Raw genomic sequence first — 24117 nt, 5'->3', positions numbered from 1 at the left:
TGGTGGAGTGCTGCGAGCAAGACAAGGAACTCTGGGTAAGTTGGGAACAACGGGGACGAAGAGGGCTGGGGGTTTGGGCCCACTCCACGCGCAGCCGCCGCTCGTCCTGCCGAACGCATGGGACGCCGGCTCTGCCCGCGCCATCGAGGCCGCCGGAGCTTCGGCGATCGCGACCACGAGCGCCGGTGTCGCCTGGTCCTTGGGCGTCGCCGACGGCGGCGGGCTCTCGCTGGAGGCTGCGGTCGGCGCGATCCGCGCGATCGTCGCCGCGGTCTCGGTACCGGTCACGGTCGATATCGAGGCCGGGTACGGCGATGTGGCGGCGACCGTGCGTGCCGTCCTCGAAGCCGGCGCGGTCGGCATCAACCTCGAGGACAGCACCGGCGGTGTGCTCGACACCCCGATCGTCCACGCGGGCCGCATCCGCGCGGCTCGCGAGACTGCAGTTGCCTTCGGCATCGATCTCGTCATCAACGCCCGCACGGACACGTACATGTTCGGCGACGGCACCGGCACACTCGTCCGCGCTCACCTGTACGCCGAAGCCGGGGCGGACGTCCTCTTCGTCCCTGCCGTGGTCGACGCGCCCACCATCCGTACGCTCGCTGCTGACTCGCCACTTCCCCTCAACATCATGGCCGGTCCCGGTGCACCACCGGTCGCCGAACTGGCTTCGTTGGGCGTCGCCCGGGTCAGCGTCGGGCCGGCCATCACGGCCCGCGCCTACGCCCTGGCCACGGCCGCCGCCACTGAGCTCCTCAAGAGCGGCACCTACGACGCTCTCGCATAACCGTCCATCAGTTGGTGGAAGGCAGCCAGTGACCTCCAGGGGCTGAGATGTTCCGCGTCGCCATCCAGCGGCCAGGCATCTCGGCCCCCGAGGCGCATCACGGTCTGCTGCGCAGCCTTCCTGCTCACGCCCGGAATCTGCATCAGCTCCGCGGCGAGCTCCTCGGGCCGGCCACAGTCGAGGATGATGTTGCCCTCAGCAACTTCCCTCGCTAGCGCGGCCACCGGCTCCACCCCGGTCAGCGCTTCCGGCGCCGGGAAAAGATGCGTCAGCCCATACCCGAACCCCGGCACCGCGATGCCGTGCACCTCGACGATCTTCCGCAGCACCTCATCCGCGTCCGCGTGCTGACCCGCGGCACCCGGCTTCCGCCGTACCGGATCTGTGTCTTCTGGCGGGTTGCGGACGACTGCCTGGACCGCTGCCTCGAAGGGACCCCACGTGCCCGGCACCCGGAGACCCGGCCGCGACGCGACGAGTGGGCCAACCTCCGGATCACCACCAAGGAACTCCCGCGCCGTACTCAGGTCCGTCTCCAGACCGACCAGGCACGCCGCACGATCGACCACGTGGATGACGCCCTCCCAGAACGGCAGATGCGCCTGCAGCAACAGGTGATCCGGCCCGCCCGGCCCGATCTCCAGCAGCCCCGGCTCACCGTCCAGCGTGATCGTCCGGCGGTAGACACCACCCTGCACCGACTCGACGCCCGGGATCGCGTGCGCGGCCAGGAAGCCGCTCATCGCCTCCCAGTCGTACGGCGGGGTGTACGGCAAACGCAGTACCAGGCCGCCATCGGCTGTCAGCCGATCCGTCTTCCGCCGCCGCTCCCTCAGCTCCTTCGGAGACGCCCGGAAGATCTCCCGCATCGCGCGGTTGAACTGCCGCAGACTCCCGAATCCGGATGCGAACGCCACCTCCGCGATGCCCAGGTCGGAGTCATCCAGCAACCGCCGCGCGAAGTGCGCCCGCCGCGACCGCGCGAACTGATCCGGTGTCACCCCCAGATGCTCATGGAACATCCGCCGCAGATGCCGCGCCGAAACCCCGATCCGCTGCCCCAGCACCTCTTCACCGGCCGCATCCATCACCCCCGCGATGATCAGCTGCACCGCCCGGCACACCAACTCCGGCGCCTCATCAGCCACCGTCCCCGCCACTCGATAAGGCCGGCACCGCAGACAAGCCCGAAACCCCGCCGCCTCCGCCGCGGCCGCCAGCTCGAACGTCTGCACGTTCTCCGCCAGCGGCTTCGCCCCACACCCCGGGCGGCAGTAGATCCCCGTCGTCCGCACCGCCGAATAAGTCGTCATCCCCAGTCCCAAGCCCTCCCACTCATGCCCCGACGCTAACCACCCCCACCGACACTTTCCGCCACCCCACCTTCCCCCGCCACCCCTTTCGCCCACCCCCGAATCCCCAACGACCTCGACCGTTGCTCGGATGCGGCCGGACCCCGCAACGAGGAGCGTTTGCTCCTCCGGAAAGGCCGTCTGGGGAGGATTCACCCCTGAATCCGTCCTGGATCCTCCCCAACCGCAGCAAACGGTCACCTATACGACGACCGCACCACCGGCCTCAGCCACAGCCCGTCAGACCCAGGCAACGCGCACGCGATCACCGACCGCACCATCCGGCCCAGCCACCTACGACCGCAACCCGAAGGTTCAGTCGGCCGCCTGCGGCCGAGTCGCCCCAGCACGCAGATCAGCGGAGTCCCACTGCCATCCAGGCCTGTTCCGCTATGGCTCCCCAAACCGGTTCGGGGAGAGTTTGCTCCCCCGGACAGGCCGTCTGGGGAGGATTTACCCCCTGAATCCGTCCTGGATCCTCCCCAAAGCGGTTTGGGGAGGATCTGGGTGGCGTGGCGGGCGGGAGATGGCTAGGGTGCGGCGGTGCAGTCGAAGCCTTTGGTGGTTGTCGTGAGTGGTCCACCGGGGACCGGGAAAACGACGTTGGCGCATCGGGTGGCGAGCGCGATCGGGTGTCCGGCGATCTGCCGGGACGAGATCAAGGAGGGGATGGCCCATGCCACCCCTGGGTTCGCGCCCGGACCGGGTGATCCGCTCACGATGCGGACACTGTCGACGTTCTTCGATGTGATCGGTCTGCTCGTCGGCCGCGGTACGACGGTTGTTGCCGAGGCAGCGTTTCAGGACCGGCTCTGGACACCTGGTCTGAGTCCGTTGCTCGGTCGGGCCGACCTCCGGATCCTGCACTGCACGGTTCCCGCCGAGGTCGCGCTCGAGCGCATCACCGCACGGTCCGCGAACGACCCGCGCCGCGCCGCCCACGAGGACGCCCAGATCCCTGCCGACGCGCGGCTGCGGACCCACAACGCCTTCCAGGCCGTGGATCTGCCCGTACCGAGCCTGACCATCGACACCTCGGTCGAGGACTACAACCCGTCGTTCGCAGAGGTCGTTCAGTTTCTGTCCTAGGCACCTATTACTGTCGTCGGTGACTCGACCGATAAGGGGTGTGGGGATGCTGGAACGGTTCGACGAACTCACGACGGCGCACGTGGCGGACGCTTGCCTACGTGCAGATCTGCCGGTACGCACGGTATCGCTCACGGCTGTGGTCCGGGGTCGCGTGGCTGGGCGGGTCTTGCCTGTTCAGCATGTGGGCAGTGTGGACGTCTACCTGGAGGCGTTCGAGAACGCGGCCGAGGGCGATGTGCTGGTGATCGACAACGGCGGGCGGCGCGACGAGGCGTGTGCCGGAGACCTGGTCGCCGCCGAGGCACAGGGCGCCGGTTGCAGTGGGATCGTGATCTGGGGTCTGCACCGGGATACCGTTGATATACAGGCGATTGGGCTGCCGGTGTTCAGTCTCGGTGCGATGCCGACCGGCCCGCTCCGGCTCGACCCGCAGCCGGCCGATGCGTTGCTCAAGGCAACCATCGGCGAGTGGACCGTGACCAGCGACGACATCGTGCTCGGCGACGAGGACGGCGTGATCTTCGTGCCGGCCGACCGGATCGAGGAGCTGTTCGACCTGGCCGACTCCATCCGCGACACCGAGCGGAAGCAGTCCGAGGACATTCGCGCCGGGCGTTCGTTGCGTGAGCAGGTCAAGTTCGCCGAGTACCTGACGGCGCGCGCGGCCGATCCGTCGCTGACGTTCCGGCAGCACCTGCGCGCGGTCAAAGGAGCGATTGAAGAGTGACCACCTGGAAGCTTGGTGACCACACCGTCAACCGGATCGGGTTCGGCGCGATGCGGCTCGACCCGGCGACCGCCGTCGCCGTACTGCGTCGTGCTGTTGAGCTCGGAGTAGACCACTTCGACACGGCGCAGTTCTATGGCGCCGCGAACGAACTGTTGCGGGAGGCGCTTTCGCCGTACCCGTCGGAGGTGTTGATCGCGACCAAGGTCGGCCCGGGCACCTCTCTGGAGCGCGGCTTCTACTACGCGACCAACGCCGCCGAGCTCCGCGCGCAGGTCGAGGACAACCTGCGCGTGCTCGGCGTCGACGTACTCGACCTGGTGAACCTCCGCGTGCCCGATGACTCCGGCTCCCTCGCCGACCAGTTCGCCGTACTGGCTGGGATGCGCGACGAGGGGTTGATCCGGCATCTCGGGGTCTCGAACGTCCGCGTTGAGCAACTGCAGGAGGCTGTCGGGATCGCGCCGGTGGTCTGTGTGCAGAACAGCTACTCCGTTGACGACCCACTGATCGATCTGTGCGCGGCTCAGGGCATCGCCTACGTGCCGTTCTCCTCGATCGTTGGTCCGTCGAGCGCCGCCGTACAGGCCGTCGCCGACGCTCACGGCGTCAGTCCGCAACAGGTGCGCCTGGCGGCGACCCTGCGGCGCTCCCCCAACATCCTCGCCATCCCTGGCACCGGCAAGATCCCGCATCTCGAGCAGAACGTCGCTGCCGGCGCCATCCAACTCACGCCAGAGGAGCTCGCGACGCTTACTGACTGACAGCCGCGCGGACGGCTGGGACGACCTCGTTGCTCCACCGAGCCAGCTGTACGTCGAATGGTTCGGATCCGCGCGGGAAAAGGGTGAACCCGCCAGCGCCGTGCTCAAGGAATGCGCCGGTCAGTTCCTCGATCCACTGGTCACTGGAGCCACCGATCCACATCCCGTCGTCGCCGCGCGTACGCCGTACCGGGGAGCTCGTGATCTCGCCGGGGAAGTTGTAGATCGTGGCAACGTCCGTGGGCTTGCGACCGACGGACAGCGCGGCCTCGTCGACGATCGGGCGGGACGAACGGTAGCGCTCACTCAGCCAGTCGGCCGCGTGGCCCGGGATCCAGCCGTCGGCCTGACGACCGGTCGCGGCCAGCGACTTCGGCCCGTTCGACCCTGTCCAAATCAGCGGCGCGGCGACCGCGGCAGGCCGGAGCTTGCCGATCGGATAGTGCTTCGTGGGCTGCGGCTGACCACCATCCGACAGCCCACGGACGAGCTGCATCGCTTCCTCGAACGCCTGTACGGCGGCCGCCGGGCGCAGCTCCGGCACGCCCATCGTGGTGATCTTGTCCCAGGCCCCGCCGGCCCCGAGCCCCAGGATGAACCGGCCGCCCGACAACGCCGCGAGCGAGGTCGCCGTCCGCGCCAGCACCGGCGCCGGCCGCAACGGCAGGTTGGTGACGTTCACGAACGCGGACAGCCGGGTCGTCCGCCCGAGCAGTACGCCGATCGTCGCGTACCCGTCGAGCAGGTCGGCGACGTACGGATGATCCGAGACGCTGACGTGATCCAGCCCGTCCCGATCAGCCCGCTCGGCGAGCTCCAGCACGGTGCTGACGTCGCGCACGCCGGCGGGTGAGCCATATCCGAACCACATGATGACCTCCTGATTTAGTTCGTAGACCTAAATAGTAGCCCTACGAAGTATCAGGGGTCCCGACTACAGTGGTGACATGGCGACGACGACGGCACGCGACACCGACCTGACCGGTGCCCTCGTGCAGACCATGCACCTCCTCCAGGACCTGTACGCCGAAACCAGTCGCCCGCTCGGCCTCACCCCCCAGCAGGCGCACCTGATCTGCGTCCTGCTGATGGGCCCCCAAGGCATGACCGACCTGAGCCGCACCCTCAGCATCGAACGCTCCACCCTCACCAACATGGTCGACCGCCTGGAACGCCGTACCCTCGTCGCCCGAACCGCCCACCCCACCGACCGCCGCGCCTGCGAAATCCACCTCACCGAAGACGGCCGCGCCCTCGCCAACCAGGCCCACCAAGCCGTCACCACCCGCATCAAAACCCTGACCGCCCACCTCCCCGCCACCACCCGCCGCCAACTGACCGACGCCCTCCATGCCTTCCTCAACCTCGCCTGACCGATGATGCGCACGGTTCTGCACGCCGGTGCCCGGGTCGCGTACCAGGTCAGCGGAAGCGGTCCGGCCCTCGTCCTCCTCAAGAACAATCGGCAACCGCGTGACTTCCCCGCCGTGAGCTGGCTGGCCGATCGGTTCCGCATCGTCGAGGTGCACCCCGTCGGTTTCGGCGCGAGCGACCGGCCGACGACGTACGACTTCGGCTCGATCGGCGCGCAGGTACTGACGGTTCTCGACCACGAGGGTCTCGATCGCTTTGCGGTGTGGGGGTTCTCGCAGACCGCCGCCATGGCTGCGATGGTCGCGCGGACGACGGCTCGCGCCACCGCGCTCGTGATGGGCGGCCTGCCACCGATCGGTTTCCCGGGCGACAGCGAGATGCGCCGACTCGAGCGTGAACCTCGGTTGCCGCGTCCACCGCTGGAGTTCTGGCGTGCTTATCGCGCGTACGACTGGCACCACGAGCTCAGAACCTTCGTCGGCACGAAGGTCGTCTACATCGGCACGGCCGACCAGGCGATCCGGTCGCTGCGGCGACTGCGACCGGTCCTGGAGGGCATCGGCTGCCGTTACCTGGAGTTCGAGGGGCTCGACCATGCCGGGTCTTCGCTGGGCGCGGACACCGCTGAGGTCCGGCACATTGTCGAGACGGTCAGCTCGTCGCTCTGAAGGGTGGGCCCGAGGCGGAGACCTCGTGGAGGAAGACGTTTTGGGAGGTGATGGAGGCGGTGGTCGGCTCGGGGCGTGGGGATTGGGCGCGCCAGGTGTTGAGGGTTGCTTCGGAGTCCCAGTACTCGTAGATGTTCACTCGGCCTGGGTCGATCGGGTCGGCTGAGATGGCGAGGTCGAGGCAGCCGGGGTGGGCTCGGGCCGCGCGGACGATCACTTGGTGCGCGGCGACGTACGGGTCTCTTCCGGCTGGGTCCACCCAGACGCTGCCTGCCACGATGACTGTCATCGTTGCTCCTTCCGTCAAAGCACCGACGAAGAGCGAGCTGGCAAACAGACAGTTAGCGGCGGCCGCCGAAGGTCCAGGGGTGGACTTGGGCGGGGGCGGCTTGGGCTAGAACTGCGGCGGACTCGGGGTCGGGGGCTTCGAGCAGTACGGCGCGGCCGAGGTGCTCATCCGAGTCGAGGGCGGACAGGTCGCCGTACAGGATGATGTGCGGCGAGCTCAGCGAGCGCGCGGCGTCGTCGGTGTGGACGAGGTATCGGTTGAGCCCGTCGACGGCGTTGGCGAAGTCCCACATGGTGCCGCCAGTGTGGTTCTGGAAGCGGCAGATCAGGACGTCGTCGAACACGCCGCCGCGATAGTAGGGCTCGTCGTACGCGAAGGTCTTGACCGCCTCGAAGGTTGGCAGGTCGACGATGTGCAGGCTGCCGGTCGTGTCTTCGCCATCCGGCGTGAGTGTGGGGCCGCGGGCGATCAGCTCCGCGGCGTAGCCGTCCATGAACGTCCAGTGCTCCGGCGTCAGGCTCTCTTTGAGCTCGCCGGCGCCGGCCCGATCCCGTCCGTACACGAAGTACTGCACGGGATCGGACCTTAGCGGGTTAAGAGGTCGTCGCGGCCAGGTGCAGACGCAGGATGGTGTCGTAGTCGAGCACCTCGACGCCCTCGGCCGCCTTCAGTTGCGCAGCGTCGATGACGTCCTGCGAGCTGATCACCACGACCTTGCGCGGCGCGGTGATCTCCACGCCGTACTTCGTGTTCGCAAACGCACGGTTGTCCGCGTTGTCGAAGTACTCCGTGATGCGCCCGAGCCCGGCGACGCCGTCCGCGAGCTCCGTCGTACGGCGGTGCTTCTTGCCCTTGACCCCGTCGGCCAGCGGAAGCCGCAGGTCACCGACCACATGCGACCCGTCGGCCCGCTCCAGGATGAAGTCGGGCGTGAGGGCGGCCTCGTCGCCGGACTGCCACTCCAGGTGCGGCTGCCGGATCAGCTTCGTCGCGTCGAACGCGGTCAGCAGGAAGTCCTCGTTGGCGCTCAGGAACTGGTCGACCGTCGAGTTCGGTACGTCGTGCGCCAGGTAGCCGCTCGCGAAGACCGCGCCCTTCAGGTCGGCGCCGTCGTCGGCCCGCGGCACGCTCAGCGTCCCGACCGGGTCGGTGTGCGGCGCGGCGGCGGCGAAGTTGCGCAGGAAGTCCAGGTACTTCTCCGCGGGCTCCGACCGGTGGATCGCCAGCGCGAAGAACACCCAGTGCGCCCGCAGCGCGGACCCGGCCGAGTGCACCAGCAGCGTCCGGTCGAAGGTCGAGTAGTTGCCCGGCGCGAACTTCAGCAGGTCGTCACCCGGCCCGGAGAACTCCTGCCCGATCATCGACCGCACCCCCGGGAACCGCGCCTCGAGCTCGCGCCGCCCGTCGTGCGTCGCCACGGTCGCGTCCTTGAACAGGTTCTCGCCCGGCAGCGTCACCACCGCGGAACCACCGCCGACCCCGAAGTACTCCTCGACGCTGGCGACCTTCTGCCGCCGTACCTCGAGGCTCCGGTACTCCCGGCTGATGCCGACCAGCTCCACGATGTTCCAGTCCGGCGTCTCCGTCAGGACCAGCATCCGCGGATACAGCAGCGGACCGGCCAGCTCCCGCCGGTGGCTCACCGGCAGATGCCCGCTGATCTCCCGGAGGTGCTCCCCCCAGAACTGCGCGTTCACCTTCACGAACTCAGTCGGCTTCATCCCATCCCTCTCACACTTGTGCTCACCAACGCCAACCCTGCCCCGCCCGGCCGGTATTCCCAACCCTAGGCTTCTGTCCGTGCTCCCCGCCTGGACCCTCCGCCCGGCCGCCCACTCCGATCTCGAGGAGATCGCCGAGCTGCGCGCCGTCGTACTGCGCCCGGACCTCGAACGCCTCGGCCGGTACGACGACCGCCGCGTCCGCCAGCGCTTCCGTGACAGCTTCGAGCCCACCCACGCCCGGATCATTGAGATCGACGGGGTGTTCGCCGGCTCGATAGCCCTCCGCCCGGCCGACGGCGTGCACTGGCTCGAGCACTTCTTCCTGCTCCCGTCACTGCAGGGACGCGGCCTCGGCAGCGCCGTACTGTCGCAGGTCTTGGCCGAGCACCCCGGCACCATCCGCCTCAACGTCCTCCAAGGCAGCGCCGCCCGCCGCCTCTACGAGCGCCACGGCTTCACCGTCGACTCCGAAGACCCAGTCGACGTCTTCATGACATTGCGGAGGTAGACCGTCCGGAACGCGGTGTAGACCGGAGGCATGGCGCTTCCCGATGAACTCGTAACGCCGTTACGTATCGACGTTAGGCACGGACATCACCTCGCCGTACGGCGTCGTGGGGCGGGCGGCGTACCGCTCCTGCTCGTCCATGGGTTCCCCTGCACGAGCCGGATCTGGTCGCATAACCTCATCCCGCTGGCCGAGGCGGGCTTCGACGTGGTCGCGCCGGACCTCCGCGGGTACGGCGACTCCGACTTCGCACCGGACGGCTTCTACGACTTCAACGCGTTCAACACCGACCTGATCGGCCTCTGCGACCACCTCGGCTGGGACCGCGCGGTCGTCGCCGGCCACGACCTCGGCGCGATGATCGCCATCGACCTCGCCACCCGCCATCCCGATCGGGTGGACCGCCTGGTGATCCTCGACGATTCCATGCCCCAGCTCGACTTCCCGGGGCTGCCGCCGATCGACCCCAAACCGGCCGTCTACGACTACGTCCGCAACCAGGGTCTTCGTGCTGACGCACTCGTCGCCGAACTGGCGACACCGGAGCAACGGCGTCGCTACATCGCCGAGTTCTACGGCCACCGTCTCTGGTGCCCGCCCGACGCCTTCTCCCCCGAAGACCTGGACTTCCTGACCGCGCCGTACGGCGATGCCGCCCGCCTCCGCGCGTCCTTCGCCGACTACGAGGTCGTCATGGGCACCCGCCCGCTGTCAGCCCCCGAACTCACCGACCGCCCGATCGAACACCAGACCCTCACCCTCGTCGGCACCGACCAGATCACCGTCCGCAACAGTCTGGAGGAACGCTGCGCCCTGGCCTTCCCCAACGCAGTCGGTCCCTTCTGGGTCAAAGGCGCCGGCCACTTCCTCCCGTGGGAACGCCCGGTGCAGGTCAACCGCGCCATCCGCGCCTTCTGCGGCGATCTCTTAAGCTCACGTCCATGAATCGCCCCGAACCACCCCTCGCAGCCAACGAGACGGAGTCGTTGATCGGCTTCCTCGAGTACCACCGCGCAACGTTCGCCTGGAAGTGCGCCGGCCTGGACGCGGCCGGCCTCGCGGCCACCGTGGGCGCCTCGACCATGACCCTGGGCGGAATGCACAAGCACCTGGCCTACTACGAGGACCACTGGTTCTCGCGCTGCATGCAGGGCAACAAGCGCCATCCCCAGTGGTCCGGCCTGAACCCCGAAGAGGTGTGGGCCATCCATGAATCCCCCGCAGCCCTCCACGACATTTGGCAGAACGCGGTAGACCGCTCCCGCACCCAGCTGGCCGACACCTTGGCTGCCGGCGGCCTCGACCAGCTCGCCCGTCGCAGCTTCCCCGACGGCGAGACCCCCTCGGTCCGCTGGATCGTCCTCCACATGATCGAGGAGTACGCCCGCCACAACGGCCACGCGGACCTCCTCCGCGAATCCATCGACGGCGTCGTCGGCGAGTAGCTCAGGCCTTCCGCCACATCATCCGGCTCCGCATCATCCGCGGCGTCTCGCGCGCGTTGGCCGCGATCGAATGCAGCACCCAAGGATGCGTGACGAAGACATCCCCGGCGCTCCCCGTGAGCTCCACCACCCGCACCGGAATCCCGTCCACGTCCGCCTCGCACAGGGGATCGATCTCGCGGTCCTCACGAGTCAACTGCCGAAACCACTCGTACGACGCCAGCACCTGATCGCGAACCGTCGTGAACTCCCGCTCCTGCGTGCCTTCGAGGAATCGAGCAATCACCCGATGCGAGCCGGCGACCTGAGGCGTACCGCCGCCCCCAGCCTCAAGATCCCCGAGCAGCGCCCATACCTTCACGCCCACCGGCACCTCGTCGTACCCGACATCTGTATGCCACTGCCGACACGGCACCACCCAAGGCTCACCCGTCGGCATGGTCACCAGCACCTGCCCCTGATGCGAAGGCTCAACCCACTCGCCCAGCAACTGGTCAAGCGCGCCCCGAAGCGCCGGCCCCAGAATCGCTGCCGCAGCCGGATCCTTCTTGCTCGCCGTCAATCGCGTTGGCCTGCACGGTTCCCAGGTACGGCGATCGTCCGGCCGCATCCCGTACAGCTCGTGGAGTTCGCGCCAGAGCCCGTCCCGCATCCGAGCCGCATCCTCAGCCCCGAACGCCCCCGGCAAACGCACGATCCCGTCCCGCGCAAACTCCTCCAGTTGCCCGTCACTCAACATCTCCCCATCGTGAGCGGCCGCCGTACAGGCTCGCCACTCATTTCCGCCTAACCCCACCCCGACGCGCGACGCACGTATCCCCCGAAACTACCCATGCCGCACGCGGCACCGACAGGCCCATGAGGCCGCTCACAACCCGGCCGCAGCTCTCTGGGCCACCGGGTCGTGACTTCCAGCAGCCCACCGCACGACCGCATCCGCGCCCGTCTCAAAAGCCTCGGCCAAGGGCCGAGCGGTACCGACGAGCTGCTCTTCCAGACGGAGAACATGCATCCCATGATCCGTAGCGCACCAGCAGGCAACCTCAAGCGTCGCGGCCACCGTCAGCCTCGGCCGCTGCTCGCGAACCACGTAGAGGTTCAACTCCAGCCTGTCGCCGGCGTCGTCGTACAGCACGAGCGTCGTCCCCAGAACGAGCGACTGGACCCACTTGTCGACCGGGTCCACCTGCAGGTTCTCCGGCCACCAATCCCACCGCAGGGTGTCCTTCGGCAAGCGCACCTCATCCACCAGCCGCGCAGCCACTCGCATCCGCGCAGCGTCCTCCGCAGACATGTCGGCAACCAGCGCCGTCAGATCGACACCATCAAGCGTCTGAACATCCACGCAACGACCCTAAATCCCATTCCTCAGGGCGGAAAGAGGACAGGAACTCCGCACACCAGCCGACGTTCGTCGCCTTCTGCGAACCCGGCACTGTGCGCTTCCTGCAGGCGTACGGCGCAAAGCGACTTGACCCCACCCACCTTGAGTACGCCCGGCTCGCCCGCTCCCTACGCGACCTCGCCGCCCGCATCCGCGACGAGGTCGACTTGGAGGCATCAACACCTGGGGCTTCGACGGCTTACGCCGAGTAGACGCCGACCTCATCCTCGCCCGCCCGTTCTGCGACGTCTGAGCTCACCAGGTCGCGCTGAAGGAGGGCGCCACTCATGCGGCCGGGAACATCAGCGGTCCGCACATGCGTGAATCCGTGTCTGACGTAGTACTCGTGAAGTCTGGTGTTGGTGCTCCAGCAGTTGAGGCGCATCCACCGCTTGCCCTCTTGCCTTGCGCGGTCGATGACTGCCTCGAGCAGGGCTGAGCCATAGTCCTTGCCGTGCTCCACAACGAAGAAGCGGCTGATGTAGGTCTGCGATTCGGTGAGCTCTTCAGGCGTCCAGAAGTCTTCTTCGGGGTCGATGATCGCCATCATCGCCGCCACCCGACCGTCGATCTCCCAACCGACGAACGGGAAGCGGTCGAAGTCGGCATCGATGTTGGCGTGGACCTGATCCATGTCCAGGCCACCGCGATACTGATCGGTTCCCTTCGCGGCCAGCCACTCGCCGGCGTGGTCGCGGACCTGATGAACGAGTTGGCGATGGGATTCGTCGAGCGTGATCAGCATCAGTTACGCGTATTCAGGTCGTAGGAAACTTCGACGTACCGGGCCTGATCTTGAACGCTTCGGCCGGCGTGCGATCGAGATCAGTTGACCTGGCCGGTGGGTCGCGTGACGAGGTGGTTGATGTCTACGCCGTCGGGTTGGTTGACGGCGAACAGGATTGCCTCGGCGACCTGTTCGGCGGTCAGCGTCGGGGCCGCTGCGGGTGATCCACCGCGCTCGTCCCAGAACGGGGTGTCCACAACCCCTGGGGCGACAAGGGTGACGCCGACGCCGTCCTTGGCCACGAGGAGCCGCACGTTCTCGGCCAGGGCGTGTGCGGCCCACTTGGTGACAGAGTACAGGTTGCCGGGCGTGTTCCTGATGCCTGCGACCGAGCCGACGATCACGATCCGGCCCTTTGACGCCCTCAGGTGTGGCAGCGTCTCGCGTACCAGCAGAGCCGGGCCGAGGATGTTGGTGAGAACCATGGCACGCATGTCCGCAGGCTCGTGGTCCTCCAGCGTGCCGGGCAGGGAGAACCCAGCGTTCGCGATCACCGTGTCCAACCGGCCCCACAAGCCCACGACTTGACCCACGGCAGCGGCGACATGGTTCTCGTCGCTGGCGTCACCGGTGATGGTCAGCAGCCGCTCACCCGCTCCGGCGGAGGCGGCGAACGCAGCCAGGCGATCGGCATCGCGGCCGGTGATCGCCACACAGTGGTCTTGCTTGAGCAAGGCGCGGGCAGTGGCCGCACCGATCCCGCTCGAACCGCCGGTGATCAACGTGACGGGTTCCATGGCACGGCCTCCTTGGTGACGGTTGTATTAGCGATACGCGACGACGGGCCTATAACAGCAGCCACCTAGATCTGTCCCCGGGAGGGTGAGACGGGCGACGCCTGCCCGGAACCGCCGGACGAACCGGGAGCGGCGAGGTCGAGGAGCGTCATCGCGTCGTGGTCCGGGCTGCCGGGCGGCGCCATGTAGACGATGAGGCGCTGGCCTTGTGCGCGGTTCAGCGACATCCCTTCATGCGAGAGCGTCATCGTGCCGACCTCCGGGTGCCGGAGCGTCTTCTCGCCGTCGCCGATCGTGCGCACCTCGTACCGCTCCCAGAGCCGGTTGAAGTCGGGGCTCTTGACGATCAGCTCACCGACCAGTGCGGCGAGATCCGGGGCATCCGGATCGGTGCCGGCAAGCGCCCGTAACTGGGCGACGCACCCCTTGGCCTTCTGTTCCCAGTCAACCCACAGCTCGCGAGCGGCCGGATGCAGGAAGACGTATCGGACGGTGTTCCGCTGCTGCTCCGGCCAGTCGGTGATGCCGTGGAACAGCCGCAACCCGCCGGGATTGGCTGCAAGCAGGTCCTTGGTGCGGCTCACGACGTACGCCGGGTTGGGCCGGAGCGTCTCCAGAAGCTGCAGGACGGTCGGACGTATCCGCCGCGACGGCAGGGGACGTGGTTCGGGCGCACGCCGCGCCGCCCGCGCCGCCAGCTCGCGCAAGAAGCCGCGCTCCTCCTCGTTGAGGCGAAGCGCGTCGGCCAGCGCCTCGACCACGGAGGGGCTCGGATGGGTCTCCTTGCCGCGTTCCAGACGTACGTAGTAGTCAATGCTCACACCGGCCAGCGCCGCCAGCTCCTCCCGGCGCAGACCCGGCGTACGGCGCGTGCCGGTTCCGGCGGGTAGCCCGACGTCTGCCGGACGTAGGTCGCCGCGGCGAGCCAGCAGGAACCTCCCGAACTCGGTCATGTCGTCATTTTGCCAGCGTATGGTCACGACTCCAGCCGGGAGCATGGCCGTGTCACACCCCCCTACGGCGCAGCCCGGAAGATCGCGGTCTGCCTAGCGTTCGCGAACCTCACCAGCCTGGACGGATGACCACTCCTGCACCACCCCGCGCGCCACGGGATGCCCGGCAACGCACGGCCGCACCGAAGCTCGCCATGGCGACCACGTTCATGGGCATCTTTCTGCTCAACTTCAATGCCATGGCGATGAACGTCGCGCTGCCCGGGATCGGGCGGGCATTCGGCGGCAGCATGGCAGGACTGCAATGGATCGTGGACGCCTACACGCTGATGTTCGCCGCACTCCTGCTTTCCGCGGGTGCGCTCTCCGACCGTGTCGGGGCGAGCCGCGCGTTCGGCGCCGGCGTCGCGGTCTTCACGGTCGCCTCGGCGGCCTGCGGACTGGCACCGGGGCTGGGCGAGCTGATCGCCGCCCGGCTGTTGCAGGGGAGCGCGGCGGCGATCATGCTGCCCTCCTCACTCGCCCTCGTCCGGCAGGCCTTCCCCGACGCGGCCGAACGGGCACGGGCTATCGCGTTGTGGACCGCCGGCGGAGCCGTCGCGGTCGCCGCCGGGCCAGTGGTCGGTGGGGTGCTGTCCAGCATCCTGAGCTGGCGGGCGATCTTCGTCGTCAACCTCCCCGTCGGCATCGCCATCCTCGCGGTGCTGACCCGCGCGGAGCGCTCGCCGCGCCGTCCCACGCCGCTCGATCCGTACGGCCAGCTCACGGCGATCGTCGCGCTCGCGATGCTCACCTTCGCAGTGATCGACGGAGGGGAGAACGGCTTCGGCGAACCTCTGGTGCTGGGCTGCCTGGGGCTCGCAGTGGTCGCCATGGCCGCGTTCATCATGATCGAGGCACGTACTGCCGCGCCGATAGTCCCACTCGACGTCTTCCGTTCGCGCACGGTGACGGCTTCGGTCACGATCGGCTTCGTCGTCAATGCCGCGTTCTACGGATCGGTGTTCGCGCTGAGTCTGTTCTTCCAGAACGTTCTGAACCTCTCGGCCATGGCGACGGGGCTGATGTTCCTACCGATGCTGGCCGTGATCGCCGGCGCCAACCTCGCCTCGGCCAGGGCCGCGGCACGCTTCGGGCCGCGGATGCCGATCGCCGTGGGACAAGCGATCTTCGCCCTGGCGATGTTCGGCCTGCTCTGGATGGACGAGGGGACCAGCAGACCAGTGATCGCGGCGATGCTCATCCCGGTCGGCGTCGGCCTGGGCCTGGTCGTCCCCTCCCTGACCGCCGTCCTGCTGAACGACATCGCCGCAGACCGCGCCGGAACGGCCGCCGGGATCCTGAACTCCTTCCGGCAGACGGGCGGCGCGCTCGCAGTGGCCGTCTTCGGAGCCATGCTCGTGGACCGCGGCGAGTTCATCGTCGGCCTGCGGGTCGCCTTCTGCACCGCGGCCGTAATGCTGGCAGCCACCACGCTCGCGGCCCTCGTACTGCGCGGCCGCCGCTGACACTGACCCCCGCAACGACAGTGGTCCCTGACTTGCGTTTCCGCAGATCAGGGACCACTTTCGTACTACCACACGCCTGTGGCGGGTGCAGGGTTCGAACCTGCGTAGGCATAAGCCGACAGATTTACAGTCTGCTCCCTTTGGCCACTCGGGCAACCCGCCAGGGTGCTGCCGGTTCGTGAACCAGCGTGGGAGACGATACAACAGTAGGTGCCCCCAACGGCAAATCGGAAAGGAAGTGCCATGGCTTCGGAGTCCTCCTTCGACATTGTGAACAAGGTTGAGCGCCAGGAGGTGGACAACGCGGTGAACCAGGCCGCGAAGGAGATCAGCCAGCGGTTCGACTTCAAGAACGTGGGCGCTCAGATCGAGTGGTCCGGGGAGTCGATCGCGATGGAGGCGAACACCGAGGAGCGGGTGAACGCCGTACTGGACGTGTTCAAGGACAAGCTGGTGAAGCGCCAGATCTCGCTCAAGGGGCTGGACGCGGACGAGCCGAAGTTGTCGGGGAAGATCTACAAGATCACCGCGACGATCGACGCCGGGATCACGCAGGAGAACGCGAAGAAGCTGTCGAAGCTGATTCGGGACGAGGGGCCGAAGGGCGTCAAGGCGCAGATCCAGGGCGAGGAGTTGCGGGTCTCGAGCAAGAGCCGGGACGACCTGCAGACCGTGCAGGCGCTGATCAAGGGTCAGGACCTCGACTTCGCGGTGCAGTTCGTCAACTACCGCTGACGCAGGCCGGACGGCGACCCGGTTAACGGGTCGCCGCGGGCTGGTTGGGGCGGGCATGCTGGGCGGCGTGGGTGACACGTTGCTGCGGCGGTGGTTGTACGACGACTTCGGGCTGGATGTGGTGGAACTCTCACCAGTCGGGCACGGGGCGGACCTGGCCGCGCAGGTGTGGAGGGCTCGGACGGCGACCAATGCGTACGCCGTGAAGTGGAGTGGGGCCGGGACCAACACCGGGCACCAGGTGGCGGCGTACCTGGGTGATTGTGGGCTGCCGGGGGTTCCGGAGGCGGTGCGGACGGTGGAGGGCGGGTTGTGGACCTTCCATGGGAAGAAGAAGCGGCTGACGGTGACGCCGTGGATCGACGGCCCGCGGGCGGCTGAGGTTGGGCTGACGGTCGAGCAGTGGAGCCAGTACGGCGTACTGCTGCGGCGCGTGCATGACGCGGAGCCGCCGGTGCGGTTGCGGGAGGCGTTGCCGCGGCACAGTCATATTGATGCTCGGGTGCCGGGGCTGGCGGCTGAGGTGCGGGAGCGGCTGCGAGCGCCGGAGGATGACGTTGAGGCGGAGTTGGCGGGGCTCTGGGCGGAGTACGCGGACACGATCGACGTACTGCTGGCTGGGGATCCGCCGGCGCCTGAGGGACCGCGCGTGGTCTGCCACGGCGATCCGCATCTCGGCAACGTGCTGGTCGGGCGGGACGGTCTGCACCTCATCGACTGGGACGACGTGATCCTGGCTCCTCGTGAGCAGGACCTGATGTTCATGCTCGGTGGGATGGGCGACGTCGGTACGACGAACGCGGAGCAGGTCCAGGCATTCCTACGCGGCTACGGGCCGCACCTGCTCGACGACGATGCCATCCGCTACTACCGGCACATCCGCGCTCGCGAAGACGTGGTGGGCTGGTCGCACCAGGCCCTCACCGGCCCGGACCGGGAGGAGTGCATCGCCATCACCCGCGGCATCCTCACCGGCGGGCTAGCCGCGTTGGCGGTGAAGTAGGTGCTGACCGTTGAGCAGATTCAGCAGCACTTCATCGAGATGCTGAACCATGCGATCCGGCGGCCGGGCATGTTCGGGCCGGGCGAGATCGGTCTCGATCACACACTCACCGACGTCGTGTACGTGATGGAGACGGGCGATCGGCGTACGTGGCACGCAGCGCTCGAGGCGAGGGGCTCGTGGACGTCGATCGGGGTCAGCGGATGGGTGATGCGGCTGATGCCAGGGACCGAGCAGCGTGCGGCGGCGTCGGTGTATGCGGATTACGCGCATGAGCACGGGTGGCTGGCGCTTGACCGGGTGCTGACGAGCGACGAGTACGGCGCGATGCGGGACGGGTTCGCCGAGTGGTGTGCGGTTGATCGGGTTCGGGAGGACGTGGTCGCGCGGTTTGGAGAGCCGTCGGTGCGGATCGGGGGCAGCGGCGACCAGGTGCTCGGATATGGGAGGCCGGGTGAGCCGATCGTGTGGTTTCACACCGGAAACGACGACGTGGTGCTGGCGGGGCGGTGTGGCGGGCTGTTCGTCGAGTCGCTGCGGTTCACCCCCGAAGGTGAACGACGACGCCCGGTCGAGAACGACGACGAGGAGTAGCAGGACGCTAACGTCCGAAAATCCGGAGACGGGCCCTCCGATCCTTCGGACGTTGCGTACATGGCGGAGCTAACGTCCGAAAATCCGGAGACGGGCTCTCCGGTCCTTCGGACGTTGGGTGGCGGGGCGGGCGGCCCGGCCGGGACTGTCGGTTTAGGACATGAGGTAGTGGGACGGCCGGCCGGTGGTTGCGCTTGAGGCGGGTCGGGCTCGCTCGGATCGGCTACTAGTACGTGTGCTTGGCGACGGGGTTAGGCGTGGCGGACCCAGATGTTGGGTTCTACGTAGGTGCCGGTGTCGGTGGAGCGGTCGATCTCCAGGACGGAGAGGCCGGCGGGGATTACGTAGGGGCCGGTTGAGGGGAAGGACATCTTCGTCCAGGACTCCCAGTCGGCGACGGAGGCCTTGATGGTTTGGGAGGTGGGGGCGGGAGCCAACACCGTGGCGCCTAGGCGGGTGTGGGTGCGGAGCCAGGGGTCCAAGGGGAGGCCGTCGGGGCGGGTCCAGGCCATGTAGGTCTCGATGGGGGTCAGTGGGTAGCGGGGCTTCCAGGTGGGACGGAGTGGGGCGATCACCTGAGTCAGGCCGGCTGCCACGGCCCGGTCGCGGACGGCGGTGATGAGGGCACCAGCGACGCCTCGGGACTGCTCCCCGGCCAGTACGGCGGCCGCCATCAGCACGAAGGTGTTCGGGACGACACCTGCCTCGTACGACGTCACTGACCGCCCGAGCGCGTCCGTATACCCATCGGGCAAGTCGGCAACCGTGCCGTCCCAAGCGAGCGTCACTCCCCAGCAGCCAGCGAGCAGACGGTCGTTCACCGCGTAGTAGAACTCCCAGTCGGCGAAGTACTGCGATCGTCGCGCGTTCCAGATCGACGCCTCAGCGTCGTGAAAGATGAATTCGGGCCAGCCCTCGGCGAACCGGACGGCGGCCTCCTCGTCGTACTGCGGAGCGTCGGAAGCGGGGATCAGCACCTTCTGCACGCTAGCGGCCGGCGACGACCGCGGTCATCTCATTTCGGATGGCGCGGGGGGAGGCGCCGAGTTCGCGGTGGCAGGTCTTGTTGAAGGCCTGAAGGTCGGGGATGCCGACGGAGGCCGCGACCGCGGGGATCGACAGGGTTGAGGCGACCAACAGGTGCCGGGCTCGGTTCATGCGACGGCGCCGGAGGTAGCCGATCACGGTGGAGCCGGTTTCGGCCTGGAAGAGCCGGGTGAGGTGGTTGTGGGAGACGCCAACCACCCGCGCCACCCCAGCGACGCTCAGAGGCTGGCTGAGGTTGGCCTCGATGTACGCCGTTGCCGCCGCGACCGCTGGATGCCGTGGGTCACCAGCGGGCGTGGCCGCGGCCAGGTCGGCGATGCGCCAGAGGACCGTCCAGATCTCGGCAGCGACCCTGGAAGAGCCCGACGGTGAGGCTTCGATGGCTGACCGCATCAACGCCGTCAGCACCGGAGCGGTCTGCCCCGCATCCTGTACGACGGGCAGGTACGAAGGCTCGCCGCCAAGGGAGGGCCGGAAGTGGGCGTAGAGGTGTTCAGACCGACCGCGGTAGTCGAACTGCACCGGAGCGCCGGCTGGAGTGAGTGACACGTAGCCCGGCGCCACCGCGTACGTCGTACCGGCGACTGTGAGGTCGCAGGAGTAGGCGTAGAGGTGGAGCTGCCAGAGGTCCGGGATCAGGAAGACGTCGCGCAGCGATCGGGTGCCGTGGATCCCGACGCCGACGTTGACAACCTCCGGCGGCGCGGTTAACGGCAGCGCGATCATGGTGAAAAATTACCACCAGTGGTGATCACAACCCACGCGCCAGCACGAACAAGGGACCTAGCGTTGTGGAGTAGCAACCACCACCCCGAGAGGGAGAACCATGCCTCATCCGCATCAGAAGAACCTGCTCAGCTCGGTTCAGATGGCGCATTTCGTGGCGACGGGGGCGCTCCGGATGGACGCCGTCGTGCCCGACGAGATGAACCGGCAGGCGATCGAGGTCCTCGACAACGGCATCCCCGGCGTCCCGTACGGCACCCCGCTGTCGGAGGCGTTCGTAGACAGCGAATTCGTCCAGCGCCTGGTGCAGCTGCCGGAGGTGGCCGGGGCGATCCACAGCCTGGTCGGCCCGGAGCCGACGGTCGACCACCACGCCGTGCACATCCGCCGCGCCAACGAGGGTGAGGCGCAGAACCTGCACGGCGACGCGATCATCGACGTGCGCGAGGATGCCTTTGACGTCCAGCTCATGTACTACCCGCAGGACGTCACTCTGGAGATGGGTGGCACGCTCAGCATCCCGGGCAGCCATCTGCGCCGCACCAATGAGTCAGACACCGGCCGCTATCAGAACCTGCTCGGCCAGACCAGACTGGTCTGCCCGGCCGGCACCGTCCAGTTCCTGCACCACGGCATCTGGCACGGCGGCCGCAAGAACGACAGTGCGATCGACCGGTACATGTTCAAGATCCGCTTCAACCCGACCGTGCGTCAGGTCCGCCTCTGGAACCTCGAGGACCTGTACGACGAGCAGGTGGCGCGTGAACTCAGCCAGACCTTCCCCTGGTACGAGGGCGCGACCGGCCGGCTGGAGATCTACAACCGCGTCAAGCTCTGGCAGGCGCTCACCGGTGATGACACCTTCGACCCGGACTTCTGGGTGACGCGGGTGTCGAACCGCCCGCAGCGCGTGGTCTCCCAGCGCAGCGTCAACCCCCACGCCAAGAAGGTGATCGCATGACGTCAACGGCCGCTGAAGCAGCCCAGCAGACCCTAAGGCAGCAGGTGCTGGTGCTGTACCTGGCCTCCTCCGCGCTGGACGCACGTGTCGTCGGCTGGTCGACGTACGACGGGACTGGCGAGACGTCTCCGACCACGGGTGACAGCGACGTACCGCCGTACGCGACCGGGCTGGATGCGTTGAAGGACGGCTGGCGGCTGTTCCAGGCAGCACAGCTGTTGCCGCCGCAGCCGGGTCACGAGTACGACGTCTCGTTCCTGAAGCACGAGTTCTTCTTCGAGAAGCTCGTCTGAGCGATCTGAGCCATGGCACCGGCTAGCATCCGGTGCCATGGCTTCGTCGTACCCACCCCCGCAGCTCGGAGTACCCGCTAAGCGCAGCCGTGGGCCAGTGGTGTTGTTCCTGGTCCTGGTGGTCGTGCTGGTCGTGGCGGTGGTGGGAATCGTCCTCATCGTGCTCAACGGACCGAACGGTACGGCGAACGATCCGTCCGAGCCGAAGCACGCGGCGGCCGGCACACTGCAGTTCCGGCGCGTGGTCAAGGCGGAGCCGAACGCCTGTGCCAAGGCACCGACCACGGCCAACGTGCGGTGCAGCTCGGACGGAACGCGGTACACGCTTGGCAAGGTCGAGCTGGACGGCACGCACGTCACGGAGGTGCAGGCCGCGGCCAGCAGCCAGGGCGTGGGCTGGGTCGTCAACCTGACGCTCGATGCCCAAGGCACCAAAACGTTCGCCGCCCTGACCGCCGACCTGGTGAAGCAGCAGGACCCGGCCAACCTGCTCGCGATCGTGGTCAACGATCAGGTCGTGTCCGCGCCGTACGTGAACGGCGTGATCAGCGGCGGCCAGGTGCAGATCACCGGCAACTTCACCAGCGACTCGGCGAAGAAACTGGCCGCCGACATCACCGGTTAGACCGGCAGGACACAGACCGGCTTCGGCCAGCTCGTCGGGTCACCTGAAACTGTCAGGAGGCCGTCGGCAATGGCGAAGGTGGCAATCGTGTCCGAGCGCTCGTTGGCGGCGTACAGGCGGGTCCCATCGAGGCTGAACGCGAGGTGGCGGGGCCAGTTGCCACCGGAGTCAATGGTCTGCACGAGCTCAACCGAAAAGCCGTCCGCAGCGACGGCGAAGACGGCGATGGTGTCGTCGCCGCGGTTCGAGCCGTAGAGGAAACGGCCGTCGGCGGAGATCAGCAGCTCGGCCGGGAAGCTCTCCCCCGGTGAGTCGGCCGGTCGCGTGGAGACCGTCTGCACGACCTGCAGCTTGCTGTCGTCGTAGCTGCAGACGCTCAGCGTCGAGTCCAGCTCATTGATCACGTACGCCGCGCCGCCGCCCGGGTGGAACACGAGGTGTCGCGGACCGGCGCCGGGGTGGACGCGCAGCAGGTCAACCGCTTCGAGGCGACCGGCTCCGGTCAGCGTGGACGTGTAGACGGTGTCCGTACCGAGGTCGACGTCGAAGACGAAGTCACCGAAGAAGACGACCTGGTGCGCGTGCGGACCCTCCTGGCGATCAGGGTTCGGGCCAGTGCCCTCGCGCTGCAGGATCTGCGTCGCCGTACCGAGCGAGCCGTCGTCGCCGATCGGGTGGATCGCGATCGAGCCGGAGCTGTAGTTGGCCGACAGCAGGTACTTGCCGGTCGGGTCGATGCCGAGGTGGCACGGGTGCAGCCCCTCGGTCGGCTGGTCGTTCAGGAACGTCAGCCCACCATCGGCCTGGATCGCGAACGCGCTCACGCGGCCCGTGTCCTCTTCGTTGGTCGCGTACAGGAACCGTCCGTCGGCGGACCGAACCAGGAACGACGGGTCAGCGGTCGTCGCCGCCACCGCGATCCCGTCCAGCGAACCGAACCCGATCCCCTCGCCGCCCCCCGGCTGGCTGGTGTAGCTGCCGACATAGATCTGCTCAGAGGTCATAACCCATACCCTGCCAGGTCAGTCAATGTCCGGCACTCCGGTGTCCACACCACAGTGCCGATCCCGAGGGCCGATCCCGAGGGCCGATCACCTCAAGGAGTCCTGACATAACCTCGACCTCGTGGATACCGAAGCCCTCCTCCGCCGGATCGGCGTCGAACGAGACGGACACCCCAGCCTGGACGCCCTGTCGCGCCTCCACGAGGCGTACGTCGACCAGGTCCCGTACGAGTCGATCCAGTACCAGCTGCAACCCGGTACTCCGCTCGATCTCGAGGAGACCGCCCGCCGGATCATCGCCCGCGAGGCCGGCGGCTACTGCTTCCAGCTGAACGGCGTCCTCGGGCTGCTCCTCACTGAGCTCGGCTACGAGGTCCGCATGCATCGCGGTGGCGTCCAGACCGTCAACCGGGGTGGCGAGGTCGACGCAAGCCACCTGGTCCTCACCGTGCGCGGCCTGGCCGAAGACCCGGAGCGTTTCTGGGTAGCCGACGCCGGCCTCGGTGACGGCCTCAGGAGCCCGATCCCGCTGGAGGTCGGCGGCGCTCACCAGGACCCCTTCGACCTGCAGCTTCGCCGCTCCGAGAAAACCATCGGCTGGCGGCTCGACCACGACCCCCGCGCCGGCCTGATCGGCATGGACTTCGAGGACACCCCGGTCACGCTCGACGCCTTCGCCGCCAAGCACACCGAGCTCTCGACCAATCCGGAGTCCCCGTTCCGTCGTACGGCGTCCGCGTTCCGTCGCAAGCCCGCGTCGATCGTCGTACTGCGCTCGGTCGGCCGCATGGAGACCTTCGCCGACCGCGTCGACAACAGCATCATCGAGACCCCGGCCGACTACTTCGCGATCCTCGCCGACGAGTTCCACCTCCCTCTTCCCCAGTACGACGCCGCGCAGCGTGACGCGTTATGGCGCCGAGTGTGGACGCAGTACGAAGACTTCCTCGCGAAGGCCAACGCCGCCTCTGGATAATCTGTCGCGTTCTTACAAGCGGCCAACCCCGAGCCCCGGCTAGGGTTCGAG

30 protein-coding genes and 1 tRNA gene are annotated in these 24117 nt (G+C 67.8%); 17 read left to right on the top strand and 14 right to left on the bottom strand.

From position 1 onward, the window contains the following. Window positions 1-73 precede the first annotated feature (73 nt). A complete protein-coding gene (locus ACFVWG_RS02280) occupies window positions 74-790 on the top strand; it encodes an isocitrate lyase/phosphoenolpyruvate mutase family protein (protein WP_391541308.1) in 717 nt (238 codons plus the stop codon). On the opposite strand, the gene ACFVWG_RS02275 is transcribed toward ACFVWG_RS02280, so the two are convergent. Then, complete coding sequence (locus ACFVWG_RS02275) at window positions 772-2103, bottom strand: bifunctional transcriptional activator/DNA repair enzyme AdaA (protein ID WP_391541307.1); 1332 nt, start codon at window positions 2101-2103, stop codon at window positions 772-774. The genes ACFVWG_RS02280 and ACFVWG_RS02275 overlap by 19 nt on opposite strands. A gap of 609 nt (window positions 2104-2712) precedes the next feature. Between ACFVWG_RS02275 and ACFVWG_RS02270 the strand changes: the two genes are divergently transcribed. Genes ACFVWG_RS02270 through ACFVWG_RS02260 form a run of 3 tightly spaced genes read left to right on the top strand, consistent with a single transcriptional unit; the run spans window position 2713 to window position 4725 of the window. Beyond that, window positions 2713-3231 carry an AAA family ATPase gene (locus ACFVWG_RS02270; RefSeq protein ID WP_391541306.1) on the top strand — a complete coding sequence of 173 codons (519 nt, stop codon included), beginning with the start codon at window positions 2713-2715 and terminating at the stop codon, window positions 3229-3231. 46 nt (window positions 3232-3277) lie between these two features. Further along, entirely contained in the window at window positions 3278-3961 is a 684-nt protein-coding gene (locus tag ACFVWG_RS02265) for an RraA family protein (RefSeq protein WP_391541305.1), read from the top strand. Continuing rightward, the gene (locus ACFVWG_RS02260) at window positions 3958-4725 is read left to right on the top strand and encodes an aldo/keto reductase (RefSeq protein ID WP_391541304.1); all 768 of its coding nucleotides are present in this window, start codon (window positions 3958-3960) and stop codon (window positions 4723-4725) included. Before ACFVWG_RS02265 ends, ACFVWG_RS02260 begins: the two co-directional genes overlap by 4 nt. Here the strand turns inward: ACFVWG_RS02260 and ACFVWG_RS02255 are convergent. Continuing rightward, complete coding sequence (locus ACFVWG_RS02255) at window positions 4715-5596, bottom strand: LLM class flavin-dependent oxidoreductase (protein ID WP_391541303.1); 882 nt, start codon at window positions 5594-5596, stop codon at window positions 4715-4717. The genes ACFVWG_RS02260 and ACFVWG_RS02255 overlap by 11 nt on opposite strands. A gap of 76 nt (window positions 5597-5672) precedes the next feature. On the opposite strand from ACFVWG_RS02255, the gene ACFVWG_RS02250 reads away from it, so the two are divergent. Beyond that, window positions 5673-6098 (top strand): MarR family winged helix-turn-helix transcriptional regulator, encoded by a 426-nt coding sequence (locus ACFVWG_RS02250; protein ID WP_391541302.1) that lies wholly within the window; start codon window positions 5673-5675, stop codon window positions 6096-6098. 6 nt (window positions 6099-6104) lie between these two features. After that, entirely contained in the window at window positions 6105-6767 is a 663-nt protein-coding gene (locus tag ACFVWG_RS02245) for an alpha/beta fold hydrolase (protein ID WP_391541301.1), read from the top strand. Here the strand turns inward: ACFVWG_RS02245 and ACFVWG_RS02240 are convergent. From ACFVWG_RS02240 to ACFVWG_RS02230, 3 genes are read right to left on the bottom strand one after another with little or no spacing between them, the layout of a single operon-like run. Continuing rightward, window positions 6751-7056 carry a putative quinol monooxygenase gene (locus ACFVWG_RS02240; protein ID WP_391541300.1) on the bottom strand — a complete coding sequence of 102 codons (306 nt, stop codon included), beginning with the start codon at window positions 7054-7056 and terminating at the stop codon, window positions 6751-6753. The genes ACFVWG_RS02245 and ACFVWG_RS02240 overlap by 17 nt on opposite strands. A gap of 52 nt (window positions 7057-7108) precedes the next feature. Further along, the gene (locus ACFVWG_RS02235; protein WP_391541299.1) at window positions 7109-7630 is read right to left on the bottom strand and encodes a YciI family protein; all 522 of its coding nucleotides are present in this window, start codon (window positions 7628-7630) and stop codon (window positions 7109-7111) included. A 19-nt stretch (window positions 7631-7649) separates the two neighbouring features. Next, window positions 7650-8777 (bottom strand): hypothetical protein, encoded by a 1128-nt coding sequence (locus tag ACFVWG_RS02230; protein WP_391541298.1) that lies wholly within the window; start codon window positions 8775-8777, stop codon window positions 7650-7652. Window positions 8778-8856: 79 nt separating this feature from the next. Here ACFVWG_RS02230 and ACFVWG_RS02225 point away from each other — a divergent pair, with 79 nt between their 5' ends. Genes ACFVWG_RS02225 through ACFVWG_RS02215 form a run of 3 tightly spaced genes read left to right on the top strand, consistent with a single transcriptional unit; the run spans window position 8857 to window position 10733 of the window. Beyond that, window positions 8857-9288: a GNAT family N-acetyltransferase gene (locus ACFVWG_RS02225; protein WP_391541297.1), complete on the top strand. Its 432-nt coding sequence runs from the start codon at window positions 8857-8859 to the stop codon at window positions 9286-9288. 30 nt (window positions 9289-9318) lie between these two features. Next, window positions 9319-10233 carry an alpha/beta fold hydrolase gene (locus ACFVWG_RS02220; RefSeq protein ID WP_391541296.1) on the top strand — a complete coding sequence of 305 codons (915 nt, stop codon included), beginning with the start codon at window positions 9319-9321 and terminating at the stop codon, window positions 10231-10233. Then, a complete protein-coding gene (locus ACFVWG_RS02215) occupies window positions 10230-10733 on the top strand; it encodes a DinB family protein (RefSeq protein WP_391541295.1) in 504 nt (167 codons plus the stop codon). Before ACFVWG_RS02220 ends, ACFVWG_RS02215 begins: the two co-directional genes overlap by 4 nt. A gap of 1 nt (window position 10734) precedes the next feature. Here the strand turns inward: ACFVWG_RS02215 and ACFVWG_RS02210 are convergent, their stop codons facing one another. From ACFVWG_RS02210 to ACFVWG_RS02190, 5 genes are all read right to left on the bottom strand, one after another. Then, the gene (locus ACFVWG_RS02210) at window positions 10735-11472 is read right to left on the bottom strand and encodes a hypothetical protein (RefSeq protein WP_391541294.1); all 738 of its coding nucleotides are present in this window, start codon (window positions 11470-11472) and stop codon (window positions 10735-10737) included. Between the two features lie 129 nt (window positions 11473-11601). After that, a complete protein-coding gene (locus ACFVWG_RS02205) occupies window positions 11602-12078 on the bottom strand; it encodes a hypothetical protein (RefSeq protein WP_391541293.1) in 477 nt (158 codons plus the stop codon). Window positions 12079-12316: 238 nt separating this feature from the next. Further along, window positions 12317-12862 (bottom strand): GNAT family N-acetyltransferase, encoded by a 546-nt coding sequence (locus ACFVWG_RS02200; RefSeq protein WP_391541292.1) that lies wholly within the window; start codon window positions 12860-12862, stop codon window positions 12317-12319. A gap of 80 nt (window positions 12863-12942) precedes the next feature. Continuing rightward, window positions 12943-13641, bottom strand: a complete 699-nt coding sequence (locus ACFVWG_RS02195; protein ID WP_391541291.1) for an SDR family oxidoreductase — start codon at window positions 13639-13641, stop codon at window positions 12943-12945. A gap of 65 nt (window positions 13642-13706) precedes the next feature. Further along, entirely contained in the window at window positions 13707-14594 is an 888-nt protein-coding gene (locus ACFVWG_RS02190; RefSeq protein WP_391541290.1) for a helix-turn-helix transcriptional regulator, read from the bottom strand. A gap of 125 nt (window positions 14595-14719) precedes the next feature. Between ACFVWG_RS02190 and ACFVWG_RS02185 the strand changes: the two genes are divergently transcribed. After that, window positions 14720-16102, top strand: coding sequence for an MFS transporter (locus tag ACFVWG_RS02185; protein ID WP_391541289.1), 1383 nt, complete (start codon window positions 14720-14722; stop codon window positions 16100-16102). A 79-nt stretch (window positions 16103-16181) separates the two neighbouring features. Here the strand turns inward: ACFVWG_RS02185 and ACFVWG_RS02180 are convergent. Then, window positions 16182-16264, bottom strand: a tRNA-Tyr gene (locus ACFVWG_RS02180). An 81-nt stretch (window positions 16265-16345) separates the two neighbouring features. On the opposite strand from ACFVWG_RS02180, the gene ACFVWG_RS02175 reads away from it, so the two are divergent. The 3 genes from ACFVWG_RS02175 to ACFVWG_RS02165 all read left to right on the top strand — a co-directional run bounded on the left by ACFVWG_RS02175 (window position 16346) and on the right by ACFVWG_RS02165 (window position 18434). Further along, entirely contained in the window at window positions 16346-16837 is a 492-nt protein-coding gene (locus ACFVWG_RS02175) for a YajQ family cyclic di-GMP-binding protein (protein ID WP_391541288.1), read from the top strand. Window positions 16838-16904: 67 nt separating this feature from the next. Continuing rightward, a complete protein-coding gene (locus tag ACFVWG_RS02170; protein ID WP_391541287.1) occupies window positions 16905-17840 on the top strand; it encodes a phosphotransferase enzyme family protein in 936 nt (311 codons plus the stop codon). Then, window positions 17841-18434 carry a hypothetical protein gene (locus ACFVWG_RS02165; protein ID WP_391541286.1) on the top strand — a complete coding sequence of 198 codons (594 nt, stop codon included), beginning with the start codon at window positions 17841-17843 and terminating at the stop codon, window positions 18432-18434. It begins immediately after the preceding gene. Window positions 18435-18685: 251 nt separating this feature from the next. Here ACFVWG_RS02165 and ACFVWG_RS02160 read toward each other — a convergent pair whose 3' ends face one another. Both ACFVWG_RS02160 and ACFVWG_RS02155 read right to left on the bottom strand, forming a co-directional pair. Continuing rightward, entirely contained in the window at window positions 18686-19411 is a 726-nt protein-coding gene (locus tag ACFVWG_RS02160) for a hypothetical protein (protein WP_391541285.1), read from the bottom strand. 10 nt (window positions 19412-19421) lie between these two features. Continuing rightward, the gene (locus ACFVWG_RS02155) at window positions 19422-20207 is read right to left on the bottom strand and encodes a helix-turn-helix domain-containing protein (protein WP_391541284.1); all 786 of its coding nucleotides are present in this window, start codon (window positions 20205-20207) and stop codon (window positions 19422-19424) included. 100 nt (window positions 20208-20307) lie between these two features. Here ACFVWG_RS02155 and ACFVWG_RS02150 point away from each other — a divergent pair, with 100 nt between their 5' ends. The 3 genes from ACFVWG_RS02150 to ACFVWG_RS02140 are packed head-to-tail and all read left to right on the top strand — an operon-like array spanning window position 20308 to window position 22086. Continuing rightward, complete coding sequence (locus tag ACFVWG_RS02150) at window positions 20308-21168, top strand: phytanoyl-CoA dioxygenase family protein (protein WP_391541283.1); 861 nt, start codon at window positions 20308-20310, stop codon at window positions 21166-21168. Further along, a complete protein-coding gene (locus tag ACFVWG_RS02145) occupies window positions 21165-21461 on the top strand; it encodes a hypothetical protein (protein WP_391541282.1) in 297 nt (98 codons plus the stop codon). The genes ACFVWG_RS02150 and ACFVWG_RS02145 overlap by 4 nt, the downstream gene beginning before the upstream one ends. Window positions 21462-21498: 37 nt before the next feature. Further along, the gene (locus ACFVWG_RS02140; RefSeq protein ID WP_391541281.1) at window positions 21499-22086 is read left to right on the top strand and encodes a hypothetical protein; all 588 of its coding nucleotides are present in this window, start codon (window positions 21499-21501) and stop codon (window positions 22084-22086) included. Here ACFVWG_RS02140 and ACFVWG_RS02135 read toward each other — a convergent pair. Further along, window positions 22083-23090: a lactonase family protein gene (locus tag ACFVWG_RS02135; RefSeq protein WP_391541280.1), complete on the bottom strand. Its 1008-nt coding sequence runs from the start codon at window positions 23088-23090 to the stop codon at window positions 22083-22085. The genes ACFVWG_RS02140 and ACFVWG_RS02135 overlap by 4 nt on opposite strands. Window positions 23091-23211: 121 nt before the next feature. Between ACFVWG_RS02135 and ACFVWG_RS02130 the strand changes: the two genes are divergently transcribed. Continuing rightward, window positions 23212-24066 carry an arylamine N-acetyltransferase gene (locus tag ACFVWG_RS02130; protein WP_391541279.1) on the top strand — a complete coding sequence of 285 codons (855 nt, stop codon included), beginning with the start codon at window positions 23212-23214 and terminating at the stop codon, window positions 24064-24066. The last annotated feature ends 51 nt before the right edge of the window (window positions 24067-24117 follow it).

The sequence above is a fragment of the Kribbella sp. NPDC058245 genome, assembly GCF_042882005.1.
In the GTDB taxonomy this organism is placed as follows: Bacteria; Actinomycetota; Actinomycetes; order Propionibacteriales; family Kribbellaceae; genus Kribbella.
This window is presented reverse-complemented; position numbering and strand designations above follow the sequence as displayed.

Coding starts and splice junctions, on each gene's coding strand:
- ACFVWG_RS02275 (WP_391541307.1), bottom strand. CDS start 2,103: ATGACGACTTATTCGGCGGTGCGGACGACGGGGATCTACTGCCGCCCG.
- ACFVWG_RS02265 (WP_391541305.1), top strand. CDS start 3,278: ATGCTGGAACGGTTCGACGAACTCACGACGGCGCACGTGGCGGACGCT.
- ACFVWG_RS02255 (WP_391541303.1), bottom strand. CDS start 5,596: ATGTGGTTCGGATATGGCTCACCCGCCGGCGTGCGCGACGTCAGCACC.
- ACFVWG_RS02250 (WP_391541302.1), top strand. CDS start 5,673: ATGGCGACGACGACGGCACGCGACACCGACCTGACCGGTGCCCTCGTG.
- ACFVWG_RS02245 (WP_391541301.1), top strand. CDS start 6,105: ATGCGCACGGTTCTGCACGCCGGTGCCCGGGTCGCGTACCAGGTCAGC.
- ACFVWG_RS02240 (WP_391541300.1), bottom strand. CDS start 7,056: ATGACAGTCATCGTGGCAGGCAGCGTCTGGGTGGACCCAGCCGGAAGA.
- ACFVWG_RS02230 (WP_391541298.1), bottom strand. CDS start 8,777: ATGAAGCCGACTGAGTTCGTGAAGGTGAACGCGCAGTTCTGGGGGGAG.
- ACFVWG_RS02220 (WP_391541296.1), top strand. CDS start 9,319: ATGGCGCTTCCCGATGAACTCGTAACGCCGTTACGTATCGACGTTAGG.
- ACFVWG_RS02215 (WP_391541295.1), top strand. CDS start 10,230: ATGAATCGCCCCGAACCACCCCTCGCAGCCAACGAGACGGAGTCGTTG.
- ACFVWG_RS02210 (WP_391541294.1), bottom strand. CDS start 11,472: ATGTTGAGTGACGGGCAACTGGAGGAGTTTGCGCGGGACGGGATCGTG.
- ACFVWG_RS02200 (WP_391541292.1), bottom strand. CDS start 12,862: ATGCTGATCACGCTCGACGAATCCCATCGCCAACTCGTTCATCAGGTC.
- ACFVWG_RS02195 (WP_391541291.1), bottom strand. CDS start 13,641: ATGGAACCCGTCACGTTGATCACCGGCGGTTCGAGCGGGATCGGTGCG.
- ACFVWG_RS02190 (WP_391541290.1), bottom strand. CDS start 14,594: ATGACCGAGTTCGGGAGGTTCCTGCTGGCTCGCCGCGGCGACCTACGT.
- ACFVWG_RS02185 (WP_391541289.1), top strand. CDS start 14,720: ATGACCACTCCTGCACCACCCCGCGCGCCACGGGATGCCCGGCAACGC.
- ACFVWG_RS02175 (WP_391541288.1), top strand. CDS start 16,346: ATGGCTTCGGAGTCCTCCTTCGACATTGTGAACAAGGTTGAGCGCCAG.
- ACFVWG_RS02155 (WP_391541284.1), bottom strand. CDS start 20,207: ATGATCGCGCTGCCGTTAACCGCGCCGCCGGAGGTTGTCAACGTCGGC.
- ACFVWG_RS02150 (WP_391541283.1), top strand. CDS start 20,308: ATGCCTCATCCGCATCAGAAGAACCTGCTCAGCTCGGTTCAGATGGCG.
- ACFVWG_RS02145 (WP_391541282.1), top strand. CDS start 21,165: ATGACGTCAACGGCCGCTGAAGCAGCCCAGCAGACCCTAAGGCAGCAG.
- ACFVWG_RS02140 (WP_391541281.1), top strand. CDS start 21,499: ATGGCTTCGTCGTACCCACCCCCGCAGCTCGGAGTACCCGCTAAGCGC.
- ACFVWG_RS02135 (WP_391541280.1), bottom strand. CDS start 23,090: ATGACCTCTGAGCAGATCTATGTCGGCAGCTACACCAGCCAGCCGGGG.